Origin of the sequence: Sorangium sp. So ce363, from assembly GCF_051520435.1 — a bacterium.
In the GTDB taxonomy this organism is placed as follows: Bacteria; Myxococcota_A; Polyangia; order Polyangiales; family Polyangiaceae; genus Sorangium; species Sorangium cellulosum_B.
Window position 1 is genome coordinate 6,164,383 of the sequence record NZ_CP150333.1, and the last position, 11,927, is coordinate 6,176,309.

The following is an 11,927-nucleotide window of genomic DNA, read 5'->3' on the forward strand; positions in this document are numbered from 1 at the left end:
CGGCCCTCGTCAAAGGGCGCTCCACTTCGCCGCGGCGAGCACCGCCTCGCGCAGCAGCCGATCGCCCTCCAGCGAGTCGATCGTCTTCGCCAGCACCCACGTCTCGTCCCGGTAGCCGAGCGGGTGCAGGTGCTCTGCCGACCGCGCCCCCTCCATGGTCCAACGCACCGTGCCGGGCGCCTTGTCGAGCCGCACGCAGCCGAGCGTCAGCGGCTCGCCGCGCAGCGACGTCCACAGGCGCACGCCGTCGAGCCGCCGCCACGCCTGCGCGTCCGCCGGCGCCGGCGGCCCGTCGATCAGCGCGATCTCGATCGGCGCGCCATCGGCGCCGCGGGCGCGGCCGACCACGCCGCCGCCGGGCTGCGTGGGCCCCCGCGACTCGAACGTCCAGCCTAGCCGCGAGCCCATCCAGCCGAGGAACAGCGCCGCCGGATCCGGCTTCGCCCCCGCGCTGCGCGCGATCTCCACCCGCCGGATCGCCCGGCACGCCTCCGGCATGTCGTCGAAGAACCGGGCCACGAGCTCGCGGAACGAGAACGTCCGCACGAACGCCCGGTCCGCGAGCGGCGCCCTCGTCCCGCGCGCGACCTCCGCGATGCGCTCGATGCACGTCTCGGCCGAGTCGAACACCAGCCGATCGCAGATCGGCGCGAGCGCGTCGCCGAGCACGTTCGGCGCGCCAGGCGCGAGCTCGACGATCACGGCCACGTCGGAGATCGTGAGCGCGCTCACGACCGAAGCGACGCGCTCGGCCGCGGCCACCCCGAACGTGAGCTCCACGCGGTCGTAGCAGATCGGCACCTCGCCGGCGCGGCGGCACGTGGCCGACCAGTCGGCCTGGACGCTCAGCGGGTCGAGCCGGTCGTCGAGCGTGATGAGCAGGGTGCGCCCCGCGTGCGTCTCGGCGAGGTCCTCGGCCTGCTCCTTCAGGCGCTCGACCTCGGCGCGGCTGCCCACCGCGACGAAGTTCATCGTCGACGCGCGCGTCTTCGGGGCCGGCTCCGCCCGCGACTCGTCCGGCGCCGACCAGAACTCGGCGAGCTCCGACTCGACCCGCTTGATGATCTCGGCGACCGCGCTCACGGCCGCCTCCACGCCCGCTCGGGCGCCTTCCCCCCGTCGCCCGCCCCGCACACTGCGCGCACGTCATCCGACGACGGCTCGACGAGGGCGTCGGCCTCCGGCGGGCCCCAGCTGCCCGCGGCGTAGCGCGCGATCGGCGCGCTCTGCGTCCGCCACCCCTCGAAGATCGGATCGACGAAGCCCCACTGCGCCTCGACCTCGTCGGCGCGCGTGAACAGCGTGGCGTCGCCGCGCAACGCGTCGAGCAGGAGCCGCTCGTACGCCTCGGGCGTGCTGGAGCCGAACGCGGCGCCGTACCGGAAATCCATCGTGACGCCGCGGATCGCGATGCCGCCGCCCGGGATCTTCGCCGCGAAGCGGAGCGAGATGCCCTCGTCGGGCTGGAGGCGCATCACGAGCGCGTTCGGCTCCTCGGTCGCGCCGGGGGCGCCCTTGAACAGGCCGTGCGGGAGCGGCTTGAAGTGCAGCACCACCTCGGCCACCCGCTTCGCCAGCCGCTTGCCGGCGCGCAGGTAGAACGGCACCCCGCCCCAGCGCCAGCTGTCCAGGTGGAGCTTCATCGCGACGTAGGTCTCCGTCGTCGAGTCCTTCGCGACGTCCGGCTCCTCCGTGTAGCCGGGCACCTTCTCGCCGCGCACCATGCCGGGCGCATACTGCCCGCGCACCGTCGACGACAGCGCGTCCGGGCCCGCGATCGGCCGCAGCGTGCGGAGCACCTTCACCTTCTCGTCGCGCACCGCGTCCGCGTCCCACGACGACGGCGGCTCCATCGCGACCAGCGTGAGCAGCTGGAGCGCGTGGTTCTGCACGATGTCCCGCGTGATGCCGACCTTCTCGTAGAACTTGCCGCGGCCCTCGACGCCGATCTCCTCGGCCACGGTGATCTGCACGTGATCGACGTGCTGGCGCGACCAGAGCGGCTCGAAGATCGTGTTGCCGAACCGCAGGACGAGGAGGTTCTGGACGGTCTCCTTCCCGAGGTAGTGGTCGATCCGGTAGATCTGCGACTCCGCGAGGTGGGCGAGCAGGTCGCGGTTGAGGGCGCGGGCGCTCTCCAGGTCCTCGCCGAACGGCTTCTCGACGACGACGTGCTGGAACGGCGCGTCCTTCTCGTGCGACGGCGGCGCGACGAGGTTCGCCGCGCGCAGGCCGCGCACGATGGGCGCGAACTGGTCGGGGGCGACGGCCAGGTAGAAGACCCGGTTCTTGCGGGTGCCGCGCTCGGCGTCGAGCCGCTCGAGCTCCGCGGCGAGCCGGGTGTAGGTCTCGGCCTCGTCGAACGCCCCCTGGACGTAGCTGATGCCCTTCTCGAGCTCGCTCCAGGTCGCCTCCTCGAGCGGGCGCCGCGAGTACTTCCCGACGGCCTCGCGCATCTCCTTCGCGAAATCCGGCTTCGGGCGCCGCGCCACGCCGACGACGGCGAAGCCGCCGGTGAGGAGCCGGCTGAGCGTCAGGTTGTAGACCGCGGGCAGCAGCTTGCGCCGCGTCAGGTCGCCCGAGGCGCCAAAGATGACGAGCGCGGCCGGCGAGGCGGTGCGCTCCTCGGGCATCCCTTCGCGAAGCGGGTTCTTCTCGGCTTGGGTCATGGTGGGTGAGCTCCGGTCGGTGACGACGACGGGCACGATGCTCGCGCGCCTCCGCGGCGTAGGGTAGTCCGGATCGCACGCGCGGGCGCGGAACGATGCGAGAACGATGCCGGAGGTCGCGCGACGAGCGCGACGAGCGCGACGAGCGCGACGACGACCTCGCGCGGGCGTGCCGGCGGAGCGCGCCCGCCGAGTGTGCCCGCGCAGCCCCGCCGCCCGCGCCGAGCGTGCCCGCCGGCTCGCGGCGCCCTTCCATCCGATCGCGACCGGTACTAGGCTGCTCCGCGCGATGGCCGCGCCGGTGCTCCCGCGAATCCGCGTCCCCCACCCCCACGTGCGAAGCGATAGCCAGGTGCTCGCCGGGAGCCCCCACGTCCTCGGGTCGCGCGTCCCGGTCCGGCGGCTCTGGGCGTGGCACCGCGGCGGCGCGTCGGTGGAGACGCTGCTCAAGCGGTACCCGAACCTCGGGCCCGCGCGCGTGCTCGACGCGCTCGCGTTCGCGTACGACAACCAGGACCTCATCGAGGCCGACATCGCGCGCGAGCAGCTGCTCTTCAAGAAGCAGGGCGGGCCCACGGTCGGCGCGCGCCCGCTCGCTCAGCTGAACCTCCCCTTCGACGAGGACGACGAGTGAGCGGCGCCCGAGAGGGCGCGGCGGGCAAGGGACGGGGCGCTCGAAGCGCGGCACGCCGCGCGTGAGACGCCGCGGGCGAGATGCCGCGCGCGCCATGGGAAGCCCCTCGGGCGATATATATATGTGAAACGCCTCGCGCCACCTGCGATGCAGACCGCCGTCCCCGCGCGATGAGCTCAGCTTGATTCTTTACAGCCATCCTGACTTGGGGCAATGAGGGCCGTCCGTCGCTGGAGCCCGCGGTGCGGGGCTGCTCGGCATTACGAGTGACCGTCGCGCAAGATCGCGGCTGTCCCAGCTTTCAAGGTCGCGGCTGCTGGTGTAGGGTCCGCGCTCCATGGGGTACCGATCGAGGTGCCGGAGGGATTCTGAGATGAGCGTCAATCGATGGAAGTTGTTTGCGATGCCCGTGGCCCTTCTCGGCCTGGCTTCGCCTCTCCTCGTGAACTGCGGCGGCAAGGGGATCCCTGGCGCGGACAGCCTTCCCGGCCCCGCCGGTGACCTGGCGTCGGCCGCGGGCGGCTGCGACGAGATGAAGAACGGCGGCATCGCGAACCTGAAGTTCGACGGCGGCGCCGAGGTCGAGGGCAAGATCAAGGGCTTCCTCGAGGCGGCTGCGTCGCTCGACAAGCTCACCGTCGCCATGGAGGCGGACCTCATCGCCTCGTGCGGCAAGCTCGGCAAGGACCTCGGCATGAGCGAGGCGGAGCTCAAGGCCGACGCAGGCGGCGGCAAGGGCGCCGAGAAGGTCTGCGGCGCGGTCTCGGCCAAGGTGAACGCCGCCGTGAAGGCGAACGCCGAGGCGAAGATCACCGTCCAGATCGATCCGCCGAAGTGCTACGCCGACATCACCGCCATGCAGAAGTGCCTCGGCGACTGCGGGTCGCCGGTGCAGCCCGGCAAGCTCGAGGCGAGCTGTGAGGGCGGCGAGATCAGCGGCAAGTGCGACGCCGAGTGCAAGGGCAAGTGCAGCGTCGAGGCCGGCGCGGCGTGCACCGGCACCTGCAACGCGAGCTGCTCGGGCAAGTGCGACGTCGGCTTCAAGGGCACCTGCGGCGGCAAGTGCGACGGCAAGTGCGACGGCAAGGACTCGAAGGGCGCGGCGTGCGCCGGCACCTGCGAGGGCAAGTGCGACGCCAAGGCCGAGGGCTCCTGCTCGGGCACCTGCGAGGGCAGCTGCTCCGGCTCCTGCGAGGTCAAGGCCGCGGCGAAGTGCTCGGGCTCCTGCTCGGGCGGCTGCAGCGCCGAGATCAAGGAGCCGAAGTGCTCGGGCGAGTTCAAGCCCCCGAGCGTCGACCCGAGCTGCCAGATGCAGTGCACGGCGAAGACCGCGGGCGAGGCGAAGTGCGATGCGCCGAACGTCCGCATCGTGGCGAGCGGCAAGGTGAACGCCGACGCGCAGAAGCTCGTCGCCGCGCTCCGGACGTCGCTCCCGGCGATCGCGAAGGTGCAGCTCGGCTCCGGCAAGAAGCTGGCGGCGGCCGTGTCCGGCGTCGGCAAGGCCGGCGTCGAGGTGAAGGACGTGGCGCTCAAGGCCGGCGGCAAGGCGGTCGCCTGCGTCGCGGCCGCGGTCGACGCGTCGGCCAGCGCGACGGCCTCGATCGACGTCAACATCAAGGCGAGCGCGAGCGTCAGCGGCTCGGCGAGCGGTTCGGCCAGCGGCGGGACCTGATCCCCGGCGCGGCCTGAGCGCGGACGCGGCGGCGGTCCCCTCCCGGGGGCTGCCGCCGTCGTCATTTCAGGCGCCGAATCCGGGCTCGCGGCGCAGATCTGGATGCGAGCTCACCTTTCCGGTCGCGCGGCGCGCGGCGCACGATGGTCGAGATCGGCGCCGGATGCGCCGCCCAACGTTGCAGGCAGGTTTCTTGGCCAGACAGCCGCGATGCGGCAAGCCGTCAAAGCGGCGTGCCTCCGGGAGGCGGCCAGGCCATTGCGCGCTGTCGCGGCGCTCGTCCGGAGTATCATGGTGCGTCGGCGAACGATGACGGGGTACTCGGAAGGGCAGGAGCGATGGTCGGCGATCCCTTGATCGAGCGAGGCGCCAGGATCGGCGAGTACACGATCGACGATCGCCTCGGCGAGGGCGGCTTCGGCGCCGTGTTCCGCGGCCGCGACGGGGCCGGCAACGACGCCGCCATCAAGATCTTCAAGGACGTGAGCGCCCAGAACGCCGGGCAGCTCTTCGCACAGCAGAACGAGATCGAGGCGCTGCTCCGCCTGCGCCACCCCTCGCTCGTCAAGCTCTCCTCGTACGGCGTCCTGGACGGCGTGGGCCTCTACCTCGCGATGGAGCTCGTGCAGGGCGAGACGCTCGACCGGTACCTCGCACGGATGGGCTCGCTCGACACGATCGAGGCCCTGCGCATCGCGCGCCGCGTGGCCGAGGCGCTCGCGCACTGCCACGCGCTCAACGTCCTCCACCTCGACCTCAAGCCGAGCAACATCGTCCTCACCGATCCGTACGAGCCCCGGCTCAAGATCCTCGATTTCGGCCTGGCGACGCTCACCGTGAGCTTTCAGCCCGAGCACGCCCGCGTCAACGCGGGCACCATCGCGTACCTGGCGCCCGAGTGCCTGAAGCGGGGCGCGCTCGGGCGCCCGAGCCCCCGGATGGACCTCTACGCGGTCGGCGTCATGCTCTACGAGCTGCTCGCCGGCCGGCTCCCGTTCTCGGACGGCACCGTCAACAGCGTCATCAACCAGAAGGTCTACGGCACGCTCGTGCCGCTCGCCCACGCGGCGCCCGAGACGCCGGCGCCGGTCGTCGCGCTCGTCGAGGAGCTCCTGGAGCGCGACCCGGCGCGGCGCTTCTCCAGCGCGGCCCGGCTCTGCGCTCGGCTCAAGGAGCTCTACTACGTCACGCTCCACGGCACCTCGCAGCCCCCGGCCGGGGCCGAGGACGAAGCGCACGGGCGCGACGCCGCCGCGCCGGAGACCTTCGACGACGCGCACGACGCGCCCTTCGTCGGCCGCGAGCAGGAGCTCGGGCGGCTCATCGAGCTCGTCCAGGGCGCGGTGCGCGGCGAGCCGCGGCCGGCCGTGGTGGTCGGCGACACGGGCGTCGGCAAGAGCCGCCTCGTCGCCGAGCTGCTCCGGAGCGCCGAGCAGGCGGGCACGGCGATCGTCGCGTACGGCCGGTGCAGGGAGCTCTCCGGGCTCGTGCCCTACTCCGCGATCCGCGAGGCGCTGACGCAGATCGCGCTCTGGCTGGAGCGGCACGGCGACAGCCGGGCGGCGCGCATCCGCCGGCTGGTGAGCCTCGTGATCGCCGACGACGCCGCCCTCCTCCGGGGGCTCGTGCCGGAGCTGACGCGCGCGGTCGGGCTCGCCGACGAGGGCGGCGCCATCGGCCCGGGCGGAACGCGCTGGATCGCCGAGCTGATCCTGCGGCTGCTCGGCGCGATCTCCGAGGAGATCCCGGTCGTCCTCGCGATCGAGGACGTGCACTGGGCCGACGAGGCGACGCAGGAGGTGCTGCTGCGCCTCTCGGATCAGCTCGGCGAGATGCCGGTGCTGCTGCTCGGCACGGCGCGGCCGCCCTTCGCTCGCGGCTCGTCGCTGCCTCCGCCCGGCTCGTCGCTGCCTCCGCCCGGCTCGTCCGCGCTGCGCGGCCCGGGCTCGTCGCCGATGACGCCGCGCACGGCGGGGTGGCTCGCGTGGAAGGACGTCGAGCGCCTCGACCTCGGCCCGCTCCGGCCCGAGGCGAACCGGGCGCTCCTCTCCGCGCTCGGCCGCGGCGCGGGGGACGACCTCGTCCAGGAGCTCGTGCGCCGCGTCCCGCTGCTCGCCGCGGGCAACCCGCTCTTCAACATCCAGGTCGTCCGCAACATGGAGACCGAGGGCTTCCTGCAGCGCAGCCGGAGCGGCGCGCTCGAGATCTCCCGCGCCGACGCGCACTACCTCGCGCCCGCCTCGGTCTCGGACGTCCTCTCGCGCAGCATCGACGCGCTCGATGCCACGACGGTCCAGGTCCTCGGCGTCGCCGCGCTCATCGGCCGCCAGTTCCTGCGCGACGATCTGGTCGAGCTCGGGCTCTTCGACCCGGCGGAGGTCGACAGCGCCCTGCGCAACGCCGCGGCGCACTACGTCTGCCTCGGCGAGGACGGAGGCCTCGCGTCGTTCTCGCACGACGCGGCGCGCGAGCAGCTCGCCGCCCGCGTGCCGCCCGACGAGCGCCCCGACTACCACGGGCGCATCGCGCGGCGCATCGAGCTGCGCGGCGGCGATCCGGGGACGCTCGCGCACCACGTCGAGCGCGCCGGCGAGCTCGACCGCGCCGCGTCGACGTACCTGCTCGCGGCGAGCGAGGCCGATCGGCTCCAGGATCCGCACGGCGCCAGCCGCCGGCTGAAGCAGGCGCTCGCGCTGCTCGAGCGGCTGCCGCTCGACCCGGCGCGGATCGAGCTCAGGGCCCGCTGCGCGCACGAGCTCGCGCGCGTGGCGTGCCTGCTCGGCAGCACGGCGGAGCCGCTCGATCTGCTGCGCCGCACGCAGGGGGCGCTGCCGGAGACGCCGCTCGTCACGGCGGCCCTCTCCAGCGCGCTGTCGCGCGTGCACTACGTGCGGGGCGAGTTCGCCGACGCGGTGGCGCACAGCCGCAGGGCGCTCGAGGCGATCGGCGCGAGCCCGGAGCTGCGCCCGTACCAGTGCCTGCCGGCGAACATCCTCGGGCGCGCGCTGTGCGCGGCCGGCAAGGTGGGCCCGGCGACCGAGCCGCTCCGCCGCGGGTGCGAGCTCGCGGAGGCGGCGGGCGAGTACGTCGAGCTCTGCCACTCACGCGGCATCCTCTGCGTCGCGCTGAGCCAGTCCGGCTTCTACGCCGAGGCCGAGCAGAACGCCGCGGACGCCGCGCGCCTCGCCGAGCGCCTGCGCGACCCGGTGCGGCTGCTCGGCACGTGGTTCTACCACGCGGTGCTCGCGGAGGGCCGGTTCGACTGGGATCTCGGGGTCCGGTCGACAGCGCAGCTGCTCTCGTACGCCGAGGAGCACGGCCTGAGCGGGCTCTACCTGTACATGGGGACGATGTACGCGGGCCGGCACCAGTTCCACATGGGCCAGCTCACGCGGGCCCGCGTGCTGATCGCGAACGCGGTCAACCTGAGCGGCGTGCTGGGCATCGGCATGGGGCGCGGCTGGGCGGAGGGGTACCTGGGCGACGTGTACTTCGTGCAGGGCCTGCTTCGCGAGGCGCTCGCCGCCTACGAGCGGGCGATCGAGATCGGCTCGGCGGGGACGGGCGACGCGTACGCCGTGAGCCTCGGCCGGGTCGGCCGGATGCACGCGCGGGCGCTGCTCGCCGACGACGCCGGCGACGCTGGCCATGCCGGCGAGCTCGCCGCGTACGGCCGGGAGACGCTCGATCTCATCCGCGCGTCGGGCAACCGGACGCTGCTGGTGACAGCGCTCGAGCGTTGCGCCGAGGCGCTCGACGCGCTGGGCGACGAGGGGGCGGCGAGCGGCGTCCGCGCCGAGCGCGCGGCGCTCGTCGAGGAGCTCGGCCTGACGGATCCGACGTTCTGGCCGCGCGTACCGGCCGAGGCGGCGTTCCAGGGCCACCCGCGGGTGTACTGGGCCGATCTGCCGCGCGAGGTCCGGAGCGCGGGCCCGTGCAACGTCGGCACGACGCAGGTCGTGGGCGCGACGGTGGCGGAGCTCGCGGCGGCGGCGACGATCGCGGTCCCGGAGGAGGACCTCGGCGGGCCGACGATCGTGGCGATCCCGCGCCTCCGCCACGTCACGCTGCTGGAGACGCTGGCCTCGGTGGAGGGCTTCGTCCCGCGCTTCGACGGGCCGGAGGCCCCGCCGGTCGCCAAGTGACGGCGGAGGACGACGGCGCCGAGCGGGCGCCCGGGGACGCCGAGCAAGCAGGGCTGCGCGAGCAGGGGCCGCCGGTCGTCGCGCAGGTGGCCTCGGCTGCAAGGTGTGGGCGTGACGTGGGCGCCGCGGTGGCGCCGGCCGGTGCGGTCGAGGTCGTGCGCACGGCGCTCGCCCACGCCTGGGCGATGCTGTTCCTCGTCGTGCTGCTTCCCATCGGCTTGATCTGCTTTCCCTTCGATCCCAGGCAGCGGATGCACGACCGCCTCTCGGTCGTCTGGGCGCGCGGGGCGCTCTGGCTCGTCGGGGTGCGCGTCGAGGCCGAGGGCGTGGCGCACGTGCGGCAGGGCGAGCGCTACGTGATCGCGGCGAACCACCAGAGCACGCTCGACATCCTCGCATTGCTCGTCGTGCTGCAGGGGCGCACGCCGATGCGGTTCCTGGCGAAGCGCGCGCTGTTCCACGTGCCGGTGCTCGGCTGGGGCATGCGCCTGTACGGCCACACGCCGGTCGACCGGCGGCGCGCCCGCGGCGCCGTGGCGGATCTCGGCGAGGCGCGACGCAACGTGATGCAGCGGTGGTCGACGGTGTTCTTCCCGGAGGGGACGCGGAGCGCGACGGGCCGGCTCCTGCCCTTCCGGCTGGGCGCGTTCCGGACCGCCTCGGCCGCGGGCGCGCGCGTCCTGCCGGTGACCATCGACGGCGCGGGTGCGCTGCAGCCAAAGGGCCGTTATGCCGCCGCGCCCGGCGTCGTGCGGGTCGTGGTGCACCCGCCGCTCGACCCGCCGGGGCCGTCGCTCGAGGAGCTCCGCGCCGCGATGGAGGCGTGCAGGACCGCCGTGGCGTCGGCGCTGCCGGAAGCGCTCCGGGAGGAGCGCGAGGCGCGGAGCGGAAGCGGGTGAGCCGGGGGAGCCAGGCGGGATAAAGGGGATCGCTGTCCCGCAGAGTCGAGGCGCGACCTGGTGCGCGGGGTCGACGCCGCGCAGGCGCAACAGCGCTCGTTCGAGGAGCGGACCATGAGCCCGCGTGCTCTTCAATTGAATGGCGAGCTCTTCCAGCTCGCGGACGTGGACCTCGTCCCTCTGGTCGCGAGCACCGCCGAGAGCGCCCAGTCGATCGCGGCGACGCCGAAGGTCCACGTCGCGCTGCCCCCCGACACCGCAGAGCCGCTCGTGGTGAAGGGCGACGCCGCGCGCCTCGAGCAGGTCCTCATGAACCTGCTCGTCAACGCCTTCAAGCACGCCAACGGCACCCCCCAGGTCGAGGTGCGCTTGCGGCGCGCCGGCGGGGGCGCCGAGCTCGACGTGGAGGACTACGGCCCGGGGATCCCCGCGGCCAGCCTGCCGCACGTGTTCTCGAGCTTCTACCAGGTGGAGAGCGCCGGCCACTCCTCCGGCGGAGGCATGGGCCTCGGGCTCTTTATTTGCAGGGAGATCGTCAGGGCGCACGGCGGCCAGATCTTCGTGCGCAGCACGGAAGGCAAGGGGGCGACCTTCACGGTCAGGCTGCCCCTGATCGAGAACCGATAGGCACGCGATCGATGCGTTGAATCGACGCTGCGCTCCTGCGCTCGCGCACCGCCGGGCGAGCGGTGCTGCGGGGAGGGACCAGGCTCATGAAGGGGACGATCTTGGTGGTGGAAGACGACAGCGATTCGATCGATATGCTCCGGGAGATGCTGCGGATGGCCGACTATGCTGTCGAGTCCGCCGACACGGCCGACCAGGCGATCGCCGCGATGACGGAGCGGCGCTATGACGCCGCGTTGCTCGATCTGACGGTGGCCGGCGCGACGACCGAGGAGCTGATCGAGCGACTGCGGGGGCTGTCGGAGCGGCCGCCCATCGTGATCTTCTCGGCGCGGACGCCCGATGATCTCCGGATAGCGGCCGAGCAGCTCTCGGCGGCGGCGGTGATCCAGAAGCCGGCGAGCATGGGCGTGCTCCTCTCCACGATGGCACGGGTGATCGGCCCATCTTCGTAGGCAGCGCCTGCGAGCGAGGCCGGGTCTTTCTTCTCTCCTCTTCGCCTCTTCCCCTCTTCTCCATGAGGCGCATTGTGCCGGAACACGACATCATCACGATCGGAGCGTCGGCTGGGGGTCCTTTGTTCCGCACCGCGGCGGAGGTGTACGGAGACCGCGTGATCGGCGTGATCCTCTCCGGCATGCGCGACTGCGGAACGGCCGGGCTCCTGGACGTGAAGCGCCGCGGCGGCATCGCCGTGGTCCAGGATCCGAAGGACGCCCTGTTCTCGGAGATGCCGCAGAGCGCGCTCGACAACGTCCCGGTGGACCACTGTGTCCCGCTGGCGCGGCTGCCGCCGCTGCTCATGGATCTGGTGCACCAGAAGGTTGGCGGAGCTCCCGCGGAGGCGCCGGCGGGGGCGGGGGGAGCGACGGTGGATGCGATCGAGAGCGATTTCACCTGTCCGGGGTGCGGCGGGAACCTGATCCGGAGCGACGACGGCGCGATGCTCCATTTCAGGTGCAAGGTCGGCCATCGCTACTCTCCGGAGGGCCTGGAGGACGAGCAGACTTCGGCGCTCGACGCGGCGCTGTGGATCGCGCTCCGCACGATCGAGGACAGCGCGGCGCTGGCGCGCAGGATGGCGGCGCGCGCGGCGGAGCGGAACCAACCGCAATTGCTGGCTCATTTCGAGGAAAAAGTCCGGGTGGCCGAGGAGCGGGGCGTCCTGGTGCGCCGGGCGCTGCTCGGCATCAGCGAGGGGAACGGGCCGACAGGGAGCGCCCGCCCGAAGCGCCCCGGGACGCGGCTGCCGCCGACGCGGTGAGCGGCCGCTCGTGGAGC

The 11,927-nt window shown here is 73.1% G+C and carries 9 protein-coding genes; 7 read left to right on the top strand and 2 right to left on the bottom strand.

Annotated elements, in window-relative coordinates:
• Positions 1 to 9 precede the first annotated feature (9 nt).
• Entirely contained in the window at positions 10 to 1,083 is a 1,074-nt protein-coding gene (locus WMF12_RS23055) for a glucose-6-phosphate dehydrogenase assembly protein OpcA (RefSeq protein WP_437873657.1), read from the bottom strand.
• Complete coding sequence (gene zwf / locus WMF12_RS23060) at positions 1,080 to 2,669, bottom strand: glucose-6-phosphate dehydrogenase (RefSeq protein WP_437555057.1); 1,590 nt, start codon at positions 2,667 to 2,669, stop codon at positions 1,080 to 1,082. Before zwf ends, WMF12_RS23055 begins: the two co-directional genes overlap by 4 nt.
• A gap of 334 nt (positions 2,670 to 3,003) precedes the next feature.
• On the opposite strand from zwf, the gene WMF12_RS23065 reads away from it, so the two are divergent.
• The 7 genes from WMF12_RS23065 (at position 3,004) to WMF12_RS23095 (ending at position 11,910) form a co-directional block, all read left to right on the top strand.
• Complete coding sequence (locus WMF12_RS23065; RefSeq protein WP_437747785.1) at positions 3,004 to 3,303, top strand: DUF433 domain-containing protein; 300 nt, start codon at positions 3,004 to 3,006, stop codon at positions 3,301 to 3,303.
• A 403-nt stretch (positions 3,304 to 3,706) separates the two neighbouring features.
• Complete coding sequence (locus tag WMF12_RS23070; RefSeq protein ID WP_437747786.1) at positions 3,707 to 4,975, top strand: hypothetical protein; 1,269 nt, start codon at positions 3,707 to 3,709, stop codon at positions 4,973 to 4,975.
• A gap of 338 nt (positions 4,976 to 5,313) precedes the next feature.
• On the top strand, positions 5,314 to 9,120 hold the full coding sequence (locus tag WMF12_RS23075) for a serine/threonine-protein kinase (RefSeq protein WP_437873658.1): 3,807 nt from the start codon (positions 5,314 to 5,316) through the stop codon (positions 9,118 to 9,120).
• Entirely contained in the window at positions 9,117 to 10,019 is a 903-nt protein-coding gene (locus WMF12_RS23080; RefSeq protein WP_437873659.1) for a lysophospholipid acyltransferase family protein, read from the top strand. Before WMF12_RS23075 ends, WMF12_RS23080 begins: the two co-directional genes overlap by 4 nt.
• A 60-nt stretch (positions 10,020 to 10,079) precedes the next feature.
• Entirely contained in the window at positions 10,080 to 10,646 is a 567-nt protein-coding gene (locus tag WMF12_RS23085; protein ID WP_437873660.1) for a sensor histidine kinase, read from the top strand.
• An 86-nt stretch (positions 10,647 to 10,732) separates the two neighbouring features.
• A complete protein-coding gene (locus WMF12_RS23090; protein ID WP_437873661.1) occupies positions 10,733 to 11,101 on the top strand; it encodes a response regulator in 369 nt (122 codons plus the stop codon).
• Positions 11,102 to 11,259: 158 nt separating this feature from the next.
• On the top strand, positions 11,260 to 11,910 hold the full coding sequence (locus WMF12_RS23095; RefSeq protein ID WP_437873662.1) for a chemotaxis protein CheB: 651 nt from the start codon (positions 11,260 to 11,262) through the stop codon (positions 11,908 to 11,910).
• Positions 11,911 to 11,927 lie beyond the last annotated feature (17 nt).

Excerpts from the sequence above, each read along its gene's own strand:
- zwf (WP_437555057.1), bottom strand. The coding sequence starts at position 2,669 with ATGACCCAAGCCGAGAAGAACCCGCTTCGCGAAGGGATGCCCGAGGAG.
- WMF12_RS23090 (WP_437873661.1), top strand. The coding sequence starts at position 10,733 with ATGAAGGGGACGATCTTGGTGGTGGAAGACGACAGCGATTCGATCGAT.
- WMF12_RS23075 (WP_437873658.1), top strand. The coding sequence starts at position 5,314 with ATGGTCGGCGATCCCTTGATCGAGCGAGGCGCCAGGATCGGCGAGTAC.
- WMF12_RS23070 (WP_437747786.1), top strand. The coding sequence starts at position 3,707 with ATGCCCGTGGCCCTTCTCGGCCTGGCTTCGCCTCTCCTCGTGAACTGC.